Here is a 19155-nt window from a genome sequence, read left to right as displayed (position 1 = left end):
TGTGTTGGGGCGACCTAACCGGGCTGGACTGGGTTTTGTTACCCTACCTGACCCGGTGGTGGGGGGGGTTGGGGGGCCTGCCCGCCCCCCCCCCCCCCCGGGGGGGGGGGGGGCCCCCCGAGGCCATGCGGTGACGGAAGGCGGTCAGCCGCGCTGGATGCCCGTGGTGTCCTGGAGCACACCGCGACGGCCGTCCTGCGTCTGGGCGATGAGGCCCTGACCGCGCTGCTCGACCGCGAGGTACCAGGTGCCCGGCGCCAGCTCGGCGATCGGGTTCGGGGCGCCGTCCTCGCCGTACAGCGGACGGGCCACCGGGACGGCGAACCAGAACGGGGTGAAGTCGCCCGCCGGGGCCGCGCCGCCCTGCGGAGCGGCCTGCTGGGCCTGGGCGGCCTGCGCGGGGTCCGGCTGACCGGGCTGGCCGCCGGCCGGGGCGCCGGGGTAGCCGTAGCCCTGGCTCGGCTGGCCGCCGTAGGGCTGCTGCTGGCCGCCCGGGTAGCCGTATCCCTGGCCGGGCTGACCACCGTACGGCGGCTGTACGGCCTGCGGCTTGGGGGCGCCGACCAGCGGGGCCTTGAGCGCGGGGACCAGTGGACCGGCGATCGCGCCCGCGGCGAGCACGATCGTCGCCAGCAGGCCCAGGATCAGACCGGCACCGGCGTTGTTGACATCGATGATCGTCCAGAACGCGGTCCACAGCGCGAAGACGGTGAACGCGGCCCCGAACTGGCCCAGGTCGAGCCCCGCGACCTTGCGGCCCGGCATCATCCGGCCGACGACCAGCAGCGCCGCGCCGATGATCCCGGCGAGGTAGACGCTCATCAGAAGGCCGAGGGAGTCCCAGGCGTTCGTGTTGAAGCGGGAGCAGTCCACGCCGGCCGGGCAGTCGTAGTTGGCAAGGTTGAGGAAGGAGGCGATGAACAGCACCACCGCTGCTCCGATCACCACGCCGTCGCCTCGAGTGAGGGAGCGGATATTCACGTGAAGGTCCTTAGTCGGTCGTCTCGTCGGGGCGGTCGTCGCTGCCGCCTGGTCGGCGGGCGCGGCGTGAAGCTCGGGGGTGGCTCCCCATCGTACGGATGAATCTATCGTCTGACCGGGCGGGTTGCCCCCGTGCCCGGTTCTTGGTCAGCTATCCCCCCCCAATATCCCCGCAGATCCATCCCCCGGTAGGGCAGTCCCCGGTAGGGCAACCCCCTGTGGGGCAGTCTCCTGTGGGGTGGCTCGCGTCGTCGGACCTACCCCTTGAGGTAGGCCGCGATGCCGTCCGCCATGCCCTGGGCCGCCTTCTGCCGCCAACCCGCGTCGGTCAGCAGGACGGCGTCCTCCGGGTCACGCATGTTGCCGCATTCCACGAAGACTTTGGGCACGGTCGACAGATTCAGTCCGCCGAGATCGCCGCGGGTGTCCAGCCCGGTGCCGCCGCCGATGTAGTTGGAGGGTGCGCTTCCGGTCGCCTTGACGAAGTGTCCGGCGATCCGGGCCCCGAGATCGGCCGAACTCTTCACGATCTTCGAGGTGTCCGCCCCGCCGCCCTTCACCGCCGCGGGCAGGATGACGTGGAAGCCCCGGTTGCCCACCGCCGAGCCGTCCGCGTGCACCGAGACCACCGCGTCCGCCTCCGCCTCGTTGCCGATCCGGGCCCGCTCGTCGATGCAGGGTCCGAACGGCCGGTCGTCGTCGTGCGTCAGCACCACCCGGGCCCCCTGCGCCTGGAGCAACTCCCGCAGCCGGTGCGACACATCGAGGGTGAACCGGGCCTCCGCGTAACCGGCGTCCGTGGCCGTACCGGTCGTGTCGCACTCCTTGCGGCCCGTACCGATGTCGACCTGCTGGTTGATCTCCTCGGTGTGCTCCCGGTTACGCGGGTTGTGGCCCGGGTCGATCACCACGGTCCGGCCGGTCAGGGGGCCCTGGGGGAGCGGGGCGGTGGGCGTCGCTCCGGAGGGCCGCGACTCCGTGGGGGGTGCGGAGGGGGACACGGGCGCGGATGCGGTGGCTTCCGCTTCCGGGCCGGGCTTCGCCGCGCCGGTGTCCGTTCCGCCCGGGTTCTGGGCGCCGCCGCAGCCGACGACCGCCGTCAGGCAGAGCGCGGCCAGAGCGGAGGCAACGAGGAGGGGCCGGGCACGGCGGGTGGGGGGAACGCTGTCGTCGTACGGCACGCGGCGATGCTATCCGTACGGGTTGGGAGGCGGCCGGTTCCCGTACGCGTACGGTCCGAATGCCTGACCCTCTGGATGCCGGACGTGCCGATGCCCCGCTCCCGTACCCGTACGACGCGCTCGGTCCCGTACGCGTACGGCTCAGACCGCCGCGCCCGTGCGGCGCAGCACCCGCAGGGAGTCCGTCACCGACACCTCCGTGAACGCCCCCGAGGCCAGTGCCCGCAGATACACCCGGTACGGGGCCTGGCCGCCGTCGGCCGGGTCGGGGAAGACGTCGTGGATCACCAGGAGGCCGCCCTCGGCGACATGCGGGGCCCATCCCTCGTAGTCGCCGTTCGCGTGCTCGTCGGTGTGCCCGCCGTCGATGAAGACCAGGCCCAGCGGCCCGGCCCAGACCGCGGCCACCTGCGGGGAGCGACCGACCAGCGCCACCACGTGCTCCTCCAGCCCCGCCCGGTGCAGGGTGCGGCGGAACGTCGGCAGGGTGTCCATCAGCCCGACCTCGGGGTCCACCACCGTCGGGTCGTGGTACTCCCAGCCCGGCTGCTGCTCCTCGCTGCCCCGGTGGTGGTCCACGGTGAGGGCGCTCACCCCGGCGGTCCGGGCCGCGTCGGCCAGCAGGATCGTGGAGCGCCCGCAGTAGGTGCCCACCTCCAGCAGGGGCAGGCCCAGCGCACCGGCCTCGGTGGCGGCCGCGTACAGGGCGAGCCCCTCGTGGACCGGCATGAAGCCCTTGGCGGCCTCGAACGCGGCGAGCACCTCCGGGGACGGGGAGGGGGTGGCGGCGGTCACGGGGTTCCTCCAGGCGGGGCGGCTGACGGCGGCGCTCCATCGTGCCGCATGCCCGGTCCGGCGCTCCCGGCGGGGCCCGCCTTACACCGGGTTCGACCTGCGGGTACGCAGCCGGTGGTCGGCCTGGCGCAGCAGCTCGGGCCCGTCGTCCAGCGGCGGGTAGATCCACTGCTCGGTGACGGCCCGCTTGTACTTCTTGGCCTCGTCCCCGGTCAGCTGCACCGCCCGCTCCCAGCCGGTGGTGTAGAGACCGCCCGCGTCACCGAGGTCGAGGCAGGTGACGTACGGGCCGGGGGCGAACGGCTCGGGGTCGGCGCCGAGCAGCGTGGCCGCCGCGTTGCGGCCCGCGAGTTTGCCCAGCGGGATCGCGTACTGGCAGCTGGGGACCGTGCGGTGGCCGTGCCCGGTGGGGGCGGTGGCCGCGTCACCCGCCGCCCACACCCCGGGGACCCCGGTGACCTGGAGGAACGCGTCGACCTCCAGCCGTCCCGCCCCGTCGTGGCGGCCCGGGACCAGCCGGGCCGGCTCGGCGGCCCGCACCCCTGCGGTCCACACGGCGGTCCGGGCCGGCAGCCGGGAGCCGTCGGACAGGGTGACCGCGCCGGCCTCCACCGCGGTCACGGTGACGCCCGCGCGGGTCTCGATGCCGAGGTCGGCCAGGGCGCGGGCGATCACCGGGGCGGCGGGCGCCCCCAGGGAGGCGCCGACGGTGTCGGCCCGCTCGACCAGGACGACACGGACCTGTGCGGCGGCGCCGCGCGGAGCGGCGACCGTCCGGAGCCGGCGCACCAGCTCGGTGGCCACCTCCAGCCCGGTCGGGCCGCTGCCGACCACCACCGCCGTCCAGCGGGCGGGGGCCGGGGTCTCCTCCGGCAGGTCCGCCAGGGAGTACAGATGAGTGTCGAGCGCGGTGGCGCCCGCCAGGGTGTCGACGTCGTGGAGGTGTTCGGCGCCGGTGATCCCCGGACGGACGAGACGGCTGCCGGTGGCCAGGACGAGCCGGTCGTAGGCGATCTCCCGCGCCTCGCCCGCACGGTCGACGGCGGCCAGCGTGCGCCGGTCGGTGTCGATCGCCGTGACGGCGGCGGCGGTACGGCGGACCCCGGCCGGGGCCAGGATCCGGTCCAGCGGCACCCGCATGGTGTGGGGATCCGCCTCGTACAGACGGGGACGTATGACCATGTCGTCCCCGGGCGTCACCAGCCGGACCGTGTGCCCCGGCCCGGCGTTCCCGGTCGTGCTGCCCCATCCGTCCTGCCGCTTCTCCGTCAGCAGGCGGGCGGCCGCCGCCGCGGCCCACACCCCGGCGAACCCCCCGCCCACGACCACGATCTCCGACATCGGCTCTTCCCTCCTCAGCGGCACCCGGCGATCCGGTCCAGCACGGCGTGGACATCGGCCATGAGCGTCCTGTCGGACAGCTCCGGCTCGTCCGCCAACGGGGCCAAGGATGCCAACAGACCCGCCAGGCGGCCGTCGTTGACCCGGGTGAGGGCCATCGAACCCTCCCAGAGGACGCCGCGTATCCGCTGCCCGGTGAGCGCGCCGTCGCCCGCTGCGGAGGTCATCAGGAGGTCCGCGATGCGCGACTCCAGCTCCGTCGGCGTCCAGCGCGCGGTGGCGAGGTCCTGGGCCAGCTCGGCGGTGAGGTTTCTGAGGCGCGCTACGGACGCCGGTTCCCACAGGCGGTGCGCCGGGGCGGTATGCGATGGCCGGGTCACGGTGCCGGTCCTCTCAGGTCGGTGGTGCGAAGGGGCCCCAGGCTCGGCCATCGAGACCAAGGAACGGTCGGGGCGCGGTCAAGGGCCGGTGGCGCGTCGGCCCAGGGGTCGGGCCGGTTGCCTTCGTGCGGCTGTGAGGTGAGGTGCCGCGGGAGCGGACGTGACGGACCGGGGTCGCGGAGGTGGCGGGCTGTGGGCGCGGACGTGACGCACCAGGGGGGCGAGATGACGGACCGGGGGCACGAAGTGACGGACCCGGGGCGAATCGGCCTCCCCTGCACAGGCGTATGCCCCCGCGCGGGCGAGAATCCCGGCCATGCCCGCCGTCTGCACCCAGGGCCGCGCGCCGTCGGCCGGGTGGGTGCCCCCGTCCGCCGGCAGCAGGGGCGGATCCGGCGACTACGATCAAGGTGCTGGGCGTCGGCATATGCCCGTCTGGCGGACAACAATCTTCGCCAGAAAGTTCGAAGATCACCGTCTCCGCGCGTGGACGCCCCCTCCACCAGCGCCTTTGCCAGCCATTGGCTCGCCCTTGGTCAGCCCGTGTGAGCCTCCGAACCGCAGGGAGTGGCTGGATCGTTACTCCAGCCCGGCTCCTGTGGCAGCACACCGCCAGGGGCTCACAAGAGACCGCACACCGGTCGGGGGGACCACGCATGACGAGCACGATCCCGCAGTTCGATCAGGCCGTTCACGCCACCACGGGGCGCCTGAGGCCGCCGACCACGGCCGCCTTCAGGCCGTACGAGAGGGCCCACGACGGGCTCCTCTCGGCGCTGGGCACGGAGTTGTTCGCCTCGATGCCGCGCCGTGATCAGCGGACCAAGGGCATGGCCTACCTCCAGGGACTGCTGGAGGCCGAGGGACGCAAGTCGATACGCAACATCGCCGCGCTCTTCGGCGGCGACGCCACCGAGCAGAGCCTGCATCACTTCATCGTCAGCTCCACCTGGGACTGGACGCCGGTGCGCCGGGCGCTCGCCCAGTACGTGGAGCGGGTCACGCAGCCGCAGGCGTACGTCGTGCGCCCGCTGATCATCCGCCGGGCGGGGGAGACCTCCGTCGGGGTGGAGCGGCGCTTCGTACCGGCGCTCGGCCAGGTGGTCAACGCGCAGCAGGCGGTGGGGGTATGGGCGGCCGCGCCGGACTGGAGCAGCCCGCTGAACTGGCGGCTCCAGCTCTCGCCCCGGTGGCTGGCCGACCGGCGCCACCGCCGGCAGACCGACATTCCCGACACCGAGGTTCCCGAGAGCCTGGACCAGTGCTCGGTCAAGGCGTACCAGGAGCTGATCAAGAAGTCGCGGCTGCCGATCCGACCCGTGGTGATGGACGCCCAGGAGACCGACGTGGCCGCGGTGGTGGGGTGGCTGCGCGCCGCCGACACCCCGATGCTGCTGCGGATCGACGGCACCCAGCGGCTGACGGTGGAGGAGCCGGCGTTCCCGCGCCGGGGCGTCAGCATGACGGCTCAGCAGATCATGTCGCTCGTCTGGCACATGCGGAGGCCGGGGCGGCGGCCCGGTGAGGGGCCCACGTCCCCCGGCCCGGTGGTCGCCGTCCGGGTGACCCTCTCCCACGCCGGGCGCCGCGAGGGGCGGCCCGACAGCAGCCTGGTGCTGATGGGGGTGGCCGAGCACGGCCACTGGCCCGCGGAGCTGTGGCTCACCGACCTGACGACGTCGAGCGTCGGGGAGCTGCTCCAACTGGCCTCCTACGCGCGACGGGTGGAGCGGGACACCAAGGAGGTCGCCGACCGGGTCGGCATCCGGGACTTCTCCGGCCGGTCGTTCGCCGGCTGGCACCGCCACACCACGCTCGCCTCGGCCGCCCACGCCATCGCGATGCTGAGCGGCCGGGCGGAGCCGAGGCTGCTGAGCGGAACCGGCTGACCGGGGGAGCGGCACCGACTGACCGGTGGCCGCAGGGCGCCGCCCGCGCGAGGGGTGCGAACGGTATCGCGCCCCCGGGACCGCCGGGCTGTGCGGGAGCGCTTCCGTCAGGTCGCCACCCCGCGTCCGGACGGACCTGACGGACCTGGGCGACGGACCTGACGGACTGGACCGGCCAGTTGACGGATGGCCCCGGAGGGCGTTGGCCGCGGCCCGGGCCGGGACACAGGATTCAGGCCTACCGAGCCGATCGCCAAGGAGCCGCAGGACATGACCAAAGTAGCCGTCATCTACTACTCGTCCCAGGGGAACGTCCACAAGCTCGCCGTCGCGGCCGCCGCGGCCGCCGAGAAGGCGGGCGCCGAGGTGCGGCTGCGCAGGACCGCCGAGCTGTCCACCGAGACGGTCGTCCCGGGCAACGACGCCTGGAACAAGGCGTGGGCCGAGCACCTGGAGGCCGTCCAGGACATCCCCGAGGCCGCCGTCGAGGACCTCGAGTGGGCGGATGCCGTGCTCTGGGGGACGCCCGGTCGCTACGGGCTGCCCGCCGCCTCGCTCAAGCACTTCATCGACCAGACCCTTCCGCTGCACATGCGGCGCGGGCTGGTGAACAAGGTGATGTCCTCCTTCACCTCCACCGCCACCCTGCACGGCGGTCAGGAGAGCACGCTCCTGGCCCTGAACAACGCCTTCTACCACTGGGGCGCGATCATCGTCCCGCCCGGCGTGGCCGACGCGATCCAGCTGGCCCCGACCAACGGCAACCCGTACGGCGTCAGCAGCGTCTCGCGCAACGAGGCGGGCAACGTCGACGACGACAACCTGGCGGCCATCGAGTACCAGGCCCGCCGCACCGTGGAGATCACCGCGGCACTCCAGCGGGGACTGAGCACGACCTGACCCGACGCGTGCGCCGGACCGTCACCCGTGGGACACCTCCACGAAGAAGGCTCCGTACGGCCCCGGCGCACGGGCCGTCGCCCGGCCGTCCCGCCCGCCCTTCCCGGGTGTGGGCGGGCGGCCGCAGGTTCCCTTCCCCTCGCACGGCGTGCCCCGCACGGCCGACCGTGCCAGTCATCCCGGAGGCACCGTGGAGAACGCCCTGCTCGACATCCGCCCGCCCGCGCTGCACCAGCCGCAGTGGGAGGACCCTTCCCAGGTCGACCGGATCCGCAAGGAGCTGGCCGCCCGGTCCCCGCTGGTGAGCGGGGACGACGTCCGTCGGCTCCGGGCGCTGCTGGCCCGGGTGGCGGCCGGCGAGGCCCATGTGATCCAGGCCGGCGACTGCGCCGAGGACCCGGCCGAGTGCACCCCCGGCCACGTCGCCCGCAAGGCCGCCGTGCTGGACCTGCTGGCCGGGGCGCTGCGGCTGGTCACCCGGGGGCCCGTGCTGCGGGTGGGCCGGATCGCGGGGCAGTACGCCAAACCGCGCTCGAACCCCACCGAATGGATCGACGGCGTCGAACTCCCCGTCTTCCGCGGGCACTTGGTGAACGGACCCGAAGCAGACCCGGACAGCCGACGCGCCGACGCCCTGCGGCTGCTCACCGGCTACATGTCCGCCCGCGACACGATGACCCACCTGGGCTGGGAGTCCACCGGCTCCACCCGCTTCGGCATCGACCCGGCGGTCTGGACGAGCCACGAGGCGCTGCTGATGGACTACGAGGTCCCCCTGCTCCGCCGCGACGAGGCCGGTCGGCTGCTGCTGGGCTCCACCCACTGGCCGTGGATCGGGGAGCGCACCCGGCAGGTCGACGGCGCCCATGTGGCACTGCTCGCCGAGGTCGCCAACCCGGTCTCCAGCAAGGTGGGGCCGACCATGACCCCCGACGAGCTGGTCGCCCTGTGCGAACGGCTCGACCCGCACCGCGAGCCGGGCCGGCTCACCCTGATCGCCCGGATGGGCGCGGACCGGGTCGCCGATGCCCTGCCGCCCCTGGTGACGGCGGTCCGGGAGGCGGGGCACCCGGTGATCTGGCTGACCGACCCGATGCACGGCAACACCGTCAAGGTCGCCGGCGGCCTGAAGACCCGGTTCGTGGAGACCGTCCGGCGCGAGGTCGTCGCCTTCCACCACGCGGTGCGGGGCGCGGGCGGCGTCGCCGGCGGCCTCCACCTGGAGACCACCCCGGACGCCGTCACCGAGTGCGTCACGGACGCCTCGGCCGCCGACGGACTCGGCTCGCTCTACACCACGTTCTGCGACCCCCGGCTCAACCCGGAGCAGGCGCTCTCCGTCGTCTCCGCCTGGAGCCGATGACCGCCGCGCCCCCCCCCACGTACCGCCCCGCACCACCGCATGGATCGCCCGTACCCGCACGGATGGAGGCTCGGCAAGAGATGGACAACACCATCGCCCTGGTGACCGGAGCGGCCGGAGGCATCGGCAGCGCCGTCGTCCAGGCACTGGCGGAGCGCGGCGCCTCGGTGGCCGCCGTCGACCGCGACGCCCGGGCGCTCGACCTGCTGGCCGGTGAGCTGACCGCGAAGGGGCTGCGGGTCACCGCGTACCCCGCCGACATCAGCCGTGCCGACGACGTGGAGCGCACGGTGGCGGAGGTGGAGAGCGGCCTCGGTCCCGTAGACCACCTGGTCAACGGGGCGGGCGTCCTGCGGCTCGGCGGGGCCGTCGAGCTGAGCGACGACGACTGGAACACCACCTTCGCGGTCAACACCAGCGGGGTCTTCCACGTCTCGCGCGCCGTCGTCCGCCGGATGAAGGAGCGCCGCCGCGGCAACGTCGTCACCATCGCCTCCAACGCCGCCGGCACCCCGCGCACCGAGATGGCCGCCTACGCCGCCTCCAAGGCCGCCGCCGCCATGTTCACCAAGAGCCTCGGGCTGGAGGTGGCCCGGCTCGGCATCCGCTGCAACGTCGTCGCCCCGGGCTCCACCGACACGCCCATGCTCACCTCCATGTGGAGCGACGCCTCGGGCCGCGACCGGACGATCGCCGGCCTGCCGGAGGCCTTCAAGGTGGGCATCCCGCTGGCCCGGATCGCCCAGCCCGCCGACATCGCGGACGCCGTGGTCTTCCTGCTCTCCGACAGCGCGGCGCACATCACGCTGGAGACCCTCACCGTCGACGGCGGCGCCACCCTCGGCACCTGACCGCGCCCCCACCGGACCCGCAGACCAGCGCAAGGAACAGACCAGCGCAAGGAGAGGACACCATGGCCGGTATACCCGCCATCGAGCCGTACCCGATGCCGACGGCAGGGGACCTGCCCACCAGCACCGCCCCCTGGACCGCCGACCCGGACCGCGCCGTGCTGCTCGTCCACGACATGCAGCGCTACTTCCTGGCCCCCCTGCCCGACCCGTTGATGGGCCAGCTCGTCTCCAACGCCGAGCTGGTGCGCGACCGGTGCGCGGAGCTGGGCGTCCCGGTGGCGTACACCGCCCAGCCCGGCGACATGTCCGCCGAACAGCGGGGGCTGCTCAAGGACTTCTGGGGGCCGGGCATGAGCGCCACGCCCGCCCAGCGGGAGGTCATCGGTCCGGTAGCCCCCCGGCCGGGCGACTGGATGCTGACCAAGTGGCGCTACAGCGCCTTCTTCCGCACCGACCTGCTGGAGCGCATGCGCGCCGCGGGCCGGGACCAGCTCGTCATCTGCGGGGTGTACGCGCACATCGGCGTCCTCGCCACCGCCGTCGAGTCGTTCAGCAACGACATCGAGACCTTCCTCGTGGCGGACGCGACCGCCGACTTCTCCCAGGACGACCACCGGATGACCCTGGAGTACGCCGCCAAGCGCTGTGCCGTGGTCACCACCGCCAAGGAGACCTTCGCATGACCGGCCCCGGCGGCGCCCCGCGCGCCCGCGACCTGCTGGCCGAGGTCCTCTCCCCGCGGCCCCGGCCGTTCGCCCTGCTGTACCGGCCCGAGGCCGGTGGCCCCGGGGTGCTGGACGTGCTGGTCGGTGAGGCCACCACCCCCGCCTCCCTCGCCGACGTGCCGCTGTCGGACGACGGCCGGGACCCGCACGGGCCGTCGACCCCGCCCGGGGCGTCCCGGCACGAGACCCTGGTGGTGATGCCCTACCGGCAGATCACCGAGCGCGGCTTCGACGCCCCCGACGACGGCTCGCCGCTGATCGCCCTCACCGTCCTCGACCAGCAGACCGTGCCGCTCGCGGAGGCAGTCTCCCGTATCGGGGACCTCCCGATACGGCTGGAGGGCGGCCGGTTCGACCTGGACGACGCCGAGTACGCCGAGGTGGTGCGCCGCGTCATCACCGACGAGATCGGCCAGGGGGTGGGCGCCAACTTCGTCCTCAAACGGTCGTTCGTCACCCGGATCACCGACTACCACCCGCGCAGCGCGCTCACCCTCTTCCGCCGGCTGCTGGAGCAGGAGACGGGCGGCTACTGGACGTTCGTCGTCCACACCGGGGACCGTACGTTCGTCGGCGCCACCCCCGAGCGGCACATCAGCGTCCGCGCGGGCACGGCCGTGATGAACCCCATCAGCGGTACCTACCGCTACCCCGGCACCGGCCCGACCCTGCCGGAGGTCATGGACTTCCTCGCGGACCGCAAGGAGGCCGACGAGCTGTACATGGTCGTCGACGAAGAGCTGAAGATGATGTCCCGGATCTGCGACGGCGGTGTCCGGGTCACCGGCCCGTATCTCAAGGAGATGGCCCGGCTCGCCCACACCGAGTACTTCATCGAGGGCTCCACCACGCGCGACCCCCGCGAGATCCTGCGCGAGACCATGTTCGCCCCGACGGTCACCGGCAGCCCGCTGGAGAGCGCGGCCCGGGTGATCAGCCGTTACGAGCCCGGCGGGCGCGGCTACTACAGCGGGGTCCTCGCCCTCGTGGGGCGGGACCGGCACGGCGCCCGGGAACTGGACTCCGCCATCCTCATCCGCACCGCCGACATCGATGCCGGGGGCACCGTGAACATCGGCGTCGGCGCCACGCTGGTGCGCCACTCCGACCCGGAGTCGGAGGTCGCCGAGACCCGGGCCAAGGCGTCGGGGCTGCTCGCGGCGCTGCGTACGGGCCGGAGCGGCCGGTTCGCCGACCACCCCGACGTACGGTCGGCGCTGGCCCGCCGCAACGACGGCATCGCCGGGTTCTGGCTGGCCGAGGAGACCGAGCGCTCCCGCCCCCAGCCCGCGCTGTCGGGCCGGCGGGTGCTGGTGGTGGACGCCGAGGACACCTTCACCTCCATGATCGGCCACCAACTGCGTTCCATGGGCCTGGACGTGGCGGTGCACCGCTTCGACGAGCCGTACTCCTTCGACGGGCACGACCTGGTCGTCATGGGACCCGGCCCCGGCGACCCGCGTGACACCGCGCACCCCAAGATCGCGCATCTGCGCGGGGCGGTCCGCCGACTGCTCGCGGAGCGGCGGCCGTTCCTCGCCGTCTGCCTCAGCCACCAGGTGCTCTCCCAGGAGCTGGGCTTCCCGGTCGTCCGCCGTGCGGTTCCCAACCAGGGCACCCAGAAGGAGATCGACCTCTTCGGTTCGGTGGAGCGCGTCGGTTTCTACAACACCTTCGCCGCCCACAGCACCGACGGGAAGAAGGACTGCCCGGACGTCGGGACGGTCGAGGTGAGCCGCGACCCGGAGAGCGGGGAGGTCCACTCCCTGCGCGGCCCGCACTTCGCCTCCGTCCAGTTCCACCCCGAATCGGTCCTCACGCAGGACGGCATCCGGATCACCGGCTCGCTGCTGGCCGGGTTCCTGGGCGACGGGGACCTGACGCGGAGAGAACCCTCCGCGGCCCTGTGACGGGCCGGGGGCCGCCCCGACTCCCCCCGCCCCGCCCGTGATTCCCGGCAGCGCCGCCCCCCGGGTACACCCCCTGCTGACACGCACAGCGAACGACCAACGCCGAACAGCGAACCACGATCTGAGGAGCTACAGCGATGCTTCCCGCGCAGTCCAGCGACAAGGGTCTCTACATGGGCCTCGTGGCCGAACGGGCCGCGGCCCAGTACGGCGACCAGCTCATCATCCTCGACCACGACCTGGCCCTCTTCCCCGAGGCCGGGCGCGAGATCACCTACACCCAGCTCGCCGATTACATCGACGACACGGCGGCCCGGCTCCACGCGGCGGGCGTCCGCCAGAGCCAGCACGTGGCCATCCACAAGTCCAACGGCTTCGACATCAACATCGTCTCCAGCGCCGTCGCCCGGCTCGGCGCGGTCCCGGTCCAGCTCTCGCCCGCGCTGAACGCCGAGAGCGTCCTCGAACTGCTCCGCCGTCTGGGCGCCCCGTTCCTGGTCACCGACACGGCGAAGCTGGAGGGCCCGTTCGCCGGGGCCCCGCTGGACGAGATCACCAACGAGGTCATCGTCGTCGCCGGTTCGCACCCCGGCGCGATCTCGCTGGCGGACCTGGCCGGGTCTCCCCGCCAGGAGCCGGTCGTGCTCCACGCGGACCTGCCCGCGCTGATGACGCACACCTCCGGCACCACCGGACTGCCCAAGCTGGTGGTCCACTCCGCCCGTACCCTGCACGGCCGCTACCGCCCGCAGGCCAAGCTCTTCGACATGATCCGCGAGCACGAGACCGTGGCGCTCCATGTCTCCTACGTGCACTCGCGGATGCCGCTGGCGCTCGCCGTGCTGCTGCCGCGGGGCCACAAGATGGTCGTCATGAACGACGCGGACCCGCAGAAGGCCGCCGAGCTGTGGGCGAGGACCCGCCCCGGCTTCATCGAGTCCCACCCCAACTCCTTCATGGAGTGGGAGGAGTTGGCCGACCACCCGCTGAAGCCGCTGGCCTCGGTGAAGTACTTCTCCACCACCTTCGACGCCATCCACCCGAGCACCATGCACAAGCTGCTGCACGCCAGCGAGCGCAGCTCACCGCTCTTCTACCAGATCTACGGGCAGAGCGAGACCGGCCCGCTGGTCGGCCGCGGCTTCACCCGCAAGACCGCGCTCGGCGCCGACGGCCGCTGCCAGGGCTACGCCTTCCCGGGCGACACCAAGTTCAAGCTGGTCAGCCGGAACGGCAAGGAGGTCACCCGGGACAACCCCGGCTACATCGACGTCCAGGCCGCCGGCCGGGCGCTCGGCTACTTCGGTGAGCGCGAGCGGTACGACACCCAGGTGCACGGCGGCTGGTGGCGGGGCATGGACCTCGGCTACCGCACCGAGGAGGGCTGCCTCCACCTCCTGGACCGCGAGGTGGACTCCATCCCCGGCATCCACTCCACCCTGGAGATCGAGGACGTCGTCCTCGGCCGCCTTGACGAGCTGACCGAACTCGTCGTCGTCCCCGGCCCGTTGGGCGAGGCGGTCCCCGTCCTGTCCACCCGTGACGACCGGCCGCTGGACCGCGACCGCTGGAAGGACGCCACCACCCGGTGGCCGCAGCTGGCGGAGCCCGTGCAGATGAAGATCACCGAGCTGCCCCGCACCGCCACCATGAAGGTGCAGCGCATCGAACTCGCGGCGCGCCTGCGCGCCCTCGCCATCGGGCAGTCGTCCTGACCGCGGACGGACCGGCGACAGAGGGAGGAGGGACCGAGATGGCTGTCGGTGACGCCGACGTCCTGGTCGTCGGGGGCGGCCCCACCGGACTGCTCACCGCGTGCGAACTGCTGCGCCGCGGCGTACGGGTCCGGATCGTCGACCGGGCCCAGGAGCCCACCGGAGTACCCAAGGCGCTGTCGCTCTGGCCGCGGGTGCGGGACATCCTGACGGACCTCGGGGTGGGCGACGAGGTGCAGCACACCTCGGTGCCCGTCCGGGCGTTCCGCTACTTCTCCGACCGCCGTCCGGTCGCCTCCCTCACCTTCACCGAGGAGCTGGCGGCCCGTCAGCTCCCGCAGTACGAGACCGAGCGCGTCCTCACCGAGCGGCTGCACGCCCTGGGCGGCAAGATCGAGCGCGGGGTGCGGCTGCTATGCCTGGACGACGTGGACTTCTCCGGGCGGACCGAGCCCGGCGGCACCGTGACCGCCGTCCTCGAACACGAGGACGGCGGCGGGGTGGAGCGGTTCACCGTGCCCTTCGTCGTCGGCGCGGACGGGGCGGGCAGCGCGGTGCGGGGGCAGCTCGGGATCGGCTTCGAGGGCTCCACGTACGAGATGGCCTTCGCGCTCATCGACACGTACATCGAGGGCCATCTGCCGCCGGACGAGATCTCCTACTACCAGACCACCAACGGCACCCTGGTGGTCGTGCCCCAGCCGCGGGGGGTGTTCCGCTTCCTCTCGGTGATGCCCGACGGCGGCGAGATGTCCCGCGAGGCCATGCAGGAGATCATCGACACCCGGGGTCCGCACGGCGTACGGATCACCGAGCCGGTCTGGGAGACCGTCTTCCGGGTCCACGCCCGGCGGGCCACGGACTTCCGGCGCGGCCGGGTCTTCCTGGCCGGGGACGCCGCGCACGTGCACAGCCCGGCGGGCGGGCAGGGCATGAACAACGGCCTCCAGGACGCGCAGAACCTCTCCTGGAAGCTGGCGGCGGTGCTCAAGGGCCGCTCGCCGCTCGCCCTGCTGGACAGCTACGGCACCGAGCGCGCCGAGGCCACCCGCCGGATCGTCCGGGACACCGATCTGCACACCCGCGCCCTGACCGCCCGCACCGCCCGGCGGGCGGCCGTCCGCGACACCGCGTTCCGGCTGCTGGACCGCTCCGGGGCGGCCGCGGCGCTCTACGCCCCGGTCATGGCCGGGCGGCGGCTCGCCTACACCCCCGAGCGGGCCACCCAGCAGCCCTCCGACCGGCGCTGCCGGGTACGGAACCGGCTGCCGGGAGCCGTCGGGCCGGGCTCGGTCTTCCCGCGCGCCCTGGCCCTGGCCCTCGGTACGGCGGGCCCGGAGGCGGACCCGGAGGCATGGACGCTGGTGCTGCGCCCGCCCGCCGGAGACGCCCTCTGGGCGCCCCGCGCGGAACGCGCCCTGGCGGCGGGCCGGCCGGGGCTGCGGGTCCTCACCCCGCCGCCGAAACTGCTGGCCGGCCACGGGATCTGCGGCGCCCCCGGCTACCACCTGATCCGCCCGGACGGCCACATCGCCGCCCACGGCCACCTGGCGGACCTGGACCGCCTGGAGGCCGAACTCGCCCTCGGGATCATCGCGGAGGAGGGCTGAGGCGTCCGCGGCCGGACCGGCGCCTGCCTCATCCCGGCACCCGCCCGGCCACCTCGGGGCCACCCGCCGCCGGGCCTCAGCCCCGGGCCCGCGCCGGGCCGGCCGTGTGGCTGCCCGGCCGGCCCGCCCCCTCACGCCGGTGCCCGGCCGGTACGGCGGCCCCGGCCGCGCCGCGTCACCGTCTCGTCCTGCGGCGGATCGGGCAGGGCCAGGCACAGCGCGTCCAGAGCCGCCGCGAAGGCGTGGTCGGGCGGGGTTCCGTAGCCGATGACCAGGCCGTCGCGCGGGGGCACCGTGCTGTCGGGGTGGCGGTAGGCGTGCAGGCCGTCCAGGGCCAGCCCCTGCCGACGCGCCGCGCGCAGGGCCAACTCCTCTGTACCGTCGGGGAGTTCGAGTACCGCGTGCAGCCCGGCCGCGACCCCGCTGACCTTGATGTGCGGGGCCCGTTCGGCGATCATGCGGGCCAGCTGGTCGCGGCGGCGCCGGTAGTGCAGCCGCATCTGGCGCAGGTGCCGGTCGTAGGCGCCGCGGGCGATGAAGTCGGCCAGCGTGAGCTGGTCGAGCACCCCGGACCACATCTCCCTGGGCCCCTTGACCGCGAGCACGTCGTCCACGAGCCACCCCGGCAGCACCATCCACCCCAGCCGCAGCGCGGGGGAGAGGCTCTTGCTGGTCGAGCCGATGTAGACGACCCGGTCGGGGTCCAGGCCCTGCACGGCGCCGACCGGCTGCCGGTCGTAGCGGAACTCCCCGTCGTAGTCGTCCTCCACCAGCAACCCGCCGTGCGACCGCGCCCAGTCGACGACCGCCGTCCGCCGGTCCGGGTGCAGCGGCCCGCCGGTGGGGAACTGGTGCGCCGGGGTGAGCAGCACCGCTCCGGCGCCGGTGCCGGGGAGTTCGTCGATCCGCGCCCCGGAGGAGTCGACCGTCAGGGGTGCGGTGCGCAGCCCCGCCTCGTGGAGGATGCCCCGGTGGAAGTCGAGTCCGTACGACTCCACCGCGACGGTGCCCTTCAGCACCCCGCCCAGCAGCTCCAGGGCGTGGGCGAAGCCGGAGCAGACGACGATCCGGTCGGGCTCGGTCCGCACGCCCCGGGCCCGCGCCAGGTACTCCGCCAGCGTCTCGCGCAGCTCCACCCGGCCGCGCGGATCGCCCACCCCGAAGGCGTCGTTGGGTGCGGCGGCGACGGCCGAGCGCACCGAGGTGACCCAGGCGGCGCGCGGGAAGGCGGCCGCGTCGGGGGAGCTGGGCATCAGGTCGTGCACGAGCCGCCGGCGCATCTGCCGCTGCGGTCGGCGCTGCTGGTCGGGGTGGAGCGGGGTGGTGCGCCTCGCCACCCGGGTGCCCGAGCCCTGCCGGGCGGTGAGCCACCCCTCCTCGACCAGCTCGGCGTAGGCGGCGGCGACGGTGTTGCGGGCGATGCCCAGGTCACCGGCGAGGCTGCGGTAGGGCGGCAGGCGGGTGCCGGGCGCCAGCCGGCCTGAGCGGATGGCCTCCTGTAACGCGTGCATGAGCTGGGCCCGCAGACTGCCCTCGCCGGAGAGTTCGAGGTGGAAGTCGGTGCCGACCGAGGTGCCGGACGGGGGGTCGGCCGGAGTGTCGGCCGGGGCGTCGGGGGAGGGCCCGGGTTCGTTCTCCGCGTCCCCGGAGCCGGGAGTATTGACCCATGTTTCTGCCATGGGAATGCACCATACCTGGGGTCGTTTCCGCGCTTACGGTCAATGCATGACCACTTACCAGGTGCCTCAGCGCATGAACTTCACCACCGTCGCCCCCAAGGTCTTCAAGGCCGTTCTCGCCCTCGACGCCGCCGCCCGCGAAGGCATCGACCCCGTTCTGCTGGAGCTGGTGCAGATCCGCGCCTCGCAGATCAACCGCTGTGCCTACTGCATCGACTACCACACGTCCGACGCCCGCAAGGCCGGCGAGTCGGAGGAGCGGATCTACCAGCTCTCCGCGTGGGAGGAGTCGAGCCTCTTCACCGAGGCCGAGCGCGCCGCCCTGGCCCTGACCGAGGCCATCACCGTCCTGCCCGAGGGCGTCTCGGACGAGGTCTACGCGGAGGCCGCGAAGCACTTCGGGGAGAAGGAGCTGGCCCAGTTGATCGCGCTCATCTTCACCGTCAACACCTGGAACCGGATGAACGTCGCCACCCGCAAGACGCCCGGCACCGAGTAGTCCACAGCACCCCGCGGGCGGTGGCCGCCTCCTCGCCCGTCGGCCACCGCCCGCGTCATGCCTCGACCATTTACTGATGAAGGGCTGACCAAGCCATGACCACCGTCCAGTCCGGGGTCCCAGCCGACACCGGTCGTTCGCCTGTCAAGGGTTGGCTCGCCGTACTGGCGGTCACCCTCGGCATCTTCTCCCTGATGACCTCCGAGCTTCTCCCCGTGGGGCTGCTCACCCCCGTCGGCACCGCCCTGGACGTCTCCGAGGGCACCGCGGGCCTGATGGTGACCGTACCCGGCCTGGTCGCCGCCGTCTCCGCGCCGCTGGTCACCGTGGCCACCGGGCGCATCGACCGCCGGATCGTCCTGGTGGTGCTGATCGGGCTGATGGGCGCCGCGAACCTGGCCTCCGCCTTCGCCACCAGCTTCACCGTGGTCCTGGTCGCCCGGTTCCTGATCGGTGTCAGCGTCGGTGGCTTCTGGTCCATCGCGGGCGGTATCGCCCTGCGCCTGGTGCCCGCCAAGCATGTCGCCCGTGCCACCGCCGTCATCTTCGGCGGCGTGGAGACCGCGTCCGTCCTGGGTGTGCCGCTGGGTACGTTCATCGGTGACATGAGCAGTTGGCGTACGGCCTTCGGCGCCGTGGGCATCCTCGGCCTGGTCTCGCTGGCCTGCATGCTCTTCCTGATGCCGAAGATCCCGGCCGAGCAGTCCCTCTCGTTCTCCGCGCTGCCGAAGGTCTTCAAGACCAACGCCGGGGTCCGGATCGGTATCGCCCTGACCTTCCTGGTCATCACCGGCCACTTCCTGGCCTACACCTTCGTCCGGCCGATCCTCCAGGAGGACGGGATCCGGGCCGGTGCGATCGGCGCGCTGCTGCTGACCTTCGGCGTCGCCGGCATCTGCGGCAACTTCATCGCCGGGGCCCTCATCACCAGGAGCCTCCGGAAGACCGTCATGGGCATCTCGGTGGTCCTCACCGCCGGCATGGTGATCCTCGCGGTCGTCGACGCCAACGTCTTCACCGCCGGAGCCATCCTGGTCCTGTGGGGCCTGGGCTACGGCGCGGTGCCGGTCACCTTCCAGAGCTGGATCATGGACGCCGCGCCGGAGGCGACCGAGGCGGCCACCTCGCTGTACGTCTCCGCGTTCAACCTCTCCATCGCGCTCGGCGCGCTCTTCGGCGGCTTCGCCGTCGACGGCATCGGCGCCACCAGCGTGCTGTGGATCGGTGCCGCACTGGCCTTCGCGGCCCTGTTCGTGGTCGGCGGCTCCCGCCGCGCCACCGCGGCCGAGCCCGCCGCCCCGTAGCGGCCACCCCCGAAACCGCCCGTCCCCCG

At 73.3% G+C, this 19155-nt stretch carries 16 protein-coding genes; 10 read left to right on the top strand and 6 right to left on the bottom strand.

The features are described from left to right. Nucleotides 1-144: 144 nt before the first annotated feature. The 5 genes from AC0682_RS10635 to AC0682_RS10615 form a co-directional block, all read right to left on the bottom strand. Nucleotides 145-981 carry a hypothetical protein gene (locus AC0682_RS10635; protein WP_478532206.1) on the bottom strand — a complete coding sequence of 279 codons (837 nt, stop codon included), beginning with the start codon at nucleotides 979-981 and terminating at the stop codon, nucleotides 145-147. Between the two features lie 257 nt (nucleotides 982-1238). Next, nucleotides 1239-2162: an N-acetylmuramoyl-L-alanine amidase gene (locus tag AC0682_RS10630; protein ID WP_478532205.1), complete on the bottom strand. Its 924-nt coding sequence runs from the start codon at nucleotides 2160-2162 to the stop codon at nucleotides 1239-1241. Nucleotides 2163-2303: 141 nt separating this feature from the next. Continuing rightward, nucleotides 2304-2957, bottom strand: coding sequence for a class I SAM-dependent methyltransferase (locus AC0682_RS10625; protein ID WP_478532203.1), 654 nt, complete (start codon nucleotides 2955-2957; stop codon nucleotides 2304-2306). A gap of 81 nt (nucleotides 2958-3038) precedes the next feature. Then, complete coding sequence (locus tag AC0682_RS10620) at nucleotides 3039-4298, bottom strand: NAD(P)/FAD-dependent oxidoreductase (RefSeq protein WP_478532202.1); 1260 nt, start codon at nucleotides 4296-4298, stop codon at nucleotides 3039-3041. 14 nt (nucleotides 4299-4312) lie between these two features. Continuing rightward, a complete protein-coding gene (locus AC0682_RS10615) occupies nucleotides 4313-4678 on the bottom strand; it encodes a hypothetical protein (RefSeq protein ID WP_478532200.1) in 366 nt (121 codons plus the stop codon). A 656-nt stretch (nucleotides 4679-5334) separates the two neighbouring features. Between AC0682_RS10615 and AC0682_RS10610 the strand changes: the two genes are divergently transcribed. The 8 genes from AC0682_RS10610 to AC0682_RS10575 all read left to right on the top strand — a co-directional run bounded on the left by AC0682_RS10610 (nucleotide 5335) and on the right by AC0682_RS10575 (nucleotide 15644). Continuing rightward, nucleotides 5335-6567 (top strand): IS701 family transposase, encoded by a 1233-nt coding sequence (locus AC0682_RS10610; protein WP_478532199.1) that lies wholly within the window; start codon nucleotides 5335-5337, stop codon nucleotides 6565-6567. A gap of 270 nt (nucleotides 6568-6837) precedes the next feature. Next, the gene (locus AC0682_RS10605; RefSeq protein WP_478532198.1) at nucleotides 6838-7467 is read left to right on the top strand and encodes an NAD(P)H-dependent oxidoreductase; all 630 of its coding nucleotides are present in this window, start codon (nucleotides 6838-6840) and stop codon (nucleotides 7465-7467) included. Nucleotides 7468-7657: 190 nt separating this feature from the next. Beyond that, nucleotides 7658-8830 (top strand): 3-deoxy-7-phosphoheptulonate synthase, encoded by a 1173-nt coding sequence (locus AC0682_RS10600; protein ID WP_478532323.1) that lies wholly within the window; start codon nucleotides 7658-7660, stop codon nucleotides 8828-8830. An 80-nt stretch (nucleotides 8831-8910) separates the two neighbouring features. Beyond that, on the top strand, nucleotides 8911-9681 hold the full coding sequence (locus AC0682_RS10595) for a 2,3-dihydro-2,3-dihydroxybenzoate dehydrogenase (RefSeq protein ID WP_478532197.1): 771 nt from the start codon (nucleotides 8911-8913) through the stop codon (nucleotides 9679-9681). A 62-nt stretch (nucleotides 9682-9743) separates the two neighbouring features. Then, nucleotides 9744-10367 (top strand): isochorismatase family protein, encoded by a 624-nt coding sequence (locus AC0682_RS10590; protein ID WP_478532196.1) that lies wholly within the window; start codon nucleotides 9744-9746, stop codon nucleotides 10365-10367. Next, nucleotides 10364-12319 (top strand): anthranilate synthase family protein, encoded by a 1956-nt coding sequence (locus AC0682_RS10585; RefSeq protein ID WP_478532195.1) that lies wholly within the window; start codon nucleotides 10364-10366, stop codon nucleotides 12317-12319. The genes AC0682_RS10590 and AC0682_RS10585 overlap by 4 nt, the downstream gene beginning before the upstream one ends. Before the next feature lie 137 nt (nucleotides 12320-12456). After that, nucleotides 12457-14034, top strand: a complete 1578-nt coding sequence (locus AC0682_RS10580; protein WP_478532194.1) for a class I adenylate-forming enzyme family protein — start codon at nucleotides 12457-12459, stop codon at nucleotides 14032-14034. A gap of 38 nt (nucleotides 14035-14072) precedes the next feature. Beyond that, nucleotides 14073-15644 (top strand): FAD-dependent monooxygenase, encoded by a 1572-nt coding sequence (locus AC0682_RS10575; protein ID WP_478532193.1) that lies wholly within the window; start codon nucleotides 14073-14075, stop codon nucleotides 15642-15644. A gap of 131 nt (nucleotides 15645-15775) precedes the next feature. On the opposite strand, the gene pdxR is transcribed toward AC0682_RS10575, so the two are convergent. Beyond that, on the bottom strand, nucleotides 15776-17323 hold the full coding sequence (pdxR, locus tag AC0682_RS10570) for a MocR-like pyridoxine biosynthesis transcription factor PdxR (protein ID WP_478532192.1): 1548 nt from the start codon (nucleotides 17321-17323) through the stop codon (nucleotides 15776-15778). Nucleotides 17324-17369: 46 nt separating this feature from the next. On the opposite strand from pdxR, the gene AC0682_RS10565 reads away from it, so the two are divergent. Next, entirely contained in the window at nucleotides 17370-17822 is a 453-nt protein-coding gene (locus tag AC0682_RS10565; protein ID WP_478532191.1) for a carboxymuconolactone decarboxylase family protein, read from the top strand. A gap of 95 nt (nucleotides 17823-17917) precedes the next feature. Then, on the top strand, nucleotides 17918-19126 hold the full coding sequence (locus tag AC0682_RS10560) for an MFS transporter (protein ID WP_478532190.1): 1209 nt from the start codon (nucleotides 17918-17920) through the stop codon (nucleotides 19124-19126). The last annotated feature ends 29 nt before the right edge of the window (nucleotides 19127-19155 follow it).

Source organism: Streptomyces sp. NPDC043746 (assembly GCF_056436485.1).
This window is presented reverse-complemented; position numbering and strand designations above follow the sequence as displayed.

Coding starts and splice junctions, on each gene's coding strand:
- AC0682_RS10610 (WP_478532199.1), top strand. CDS start 5,335: ATGACGAGCACGATCCCGCAGTTCGATCAGGCCGTTCACGCCACCACG.
- AC0682_RS10565 (WP_478532191.1), top strand. CDS start 17,370: ATGACCACTTACCAGGTGCCTCAGCGCATGAACTTCACCACCGTCGCC.
- AC0682_RS10580 (WP_478532194.1), top strand. CDS start 12,457: ATGCTTCCCGCGCAGTCCAGCGACAAGGGTCTCTACATGGGCCTCGTG.
- AC0682_RS10575 (WP_478532193.1), top strand. CDS start 14,073: ATGGCTGTCGGTGACGCCGACGTCCTGGTCGTCGGGGGCGGCCCCACC.
- AC0682_RS10595 (WP_478532197.1), top strand. CDS start 8,911: ATGGACAACACCATCGCCCTGGTGACCGGAGCGGCCGGAGGCATCGGC.
- AC0682_RS10585 (WP_478532195.1), top strand. CDS start 10,364: ATGACCGGCCCCGGCGGCGCCCCGCGCGCCCGCGACCTGCTGGCCGAG.
- pdxR (WP_478532192.1), bottom strand. CDS start 17,323: ATGGCAGAAACATGGGTCAATACTCCCGGCTCCGGGGACGCGGAGAAC.
- AC0682_RS10620 (WP_478532202.1), bottom strand. CDS start 4,298: ATGTCGGAGATCGTGGTCGTGGGCGGGGGGTTCGCCGGGGTGTGGGCC.
- AC0682_RS10590 (WP_478532196.1), top strand. CDS start 9,744: ATGGCCGGTATACCCGCCATCGAGCCGTACCCGATGCCGACGGCAGGG.
- AC0682_RS10560 (WP_478532190.1), top strand. CDS start 17,918: ATGACCACCGTCCAGTCCGGGGTCCCAGCCGACACCGGTCGTTCGCCT.
- AC0682_RS10605 (WP_478532198.1), top strand. CDS start 6,838: ATGACCAAAGTAGCCGTCATCTACTACTCGTCCCAGGGGAACGTCCAC.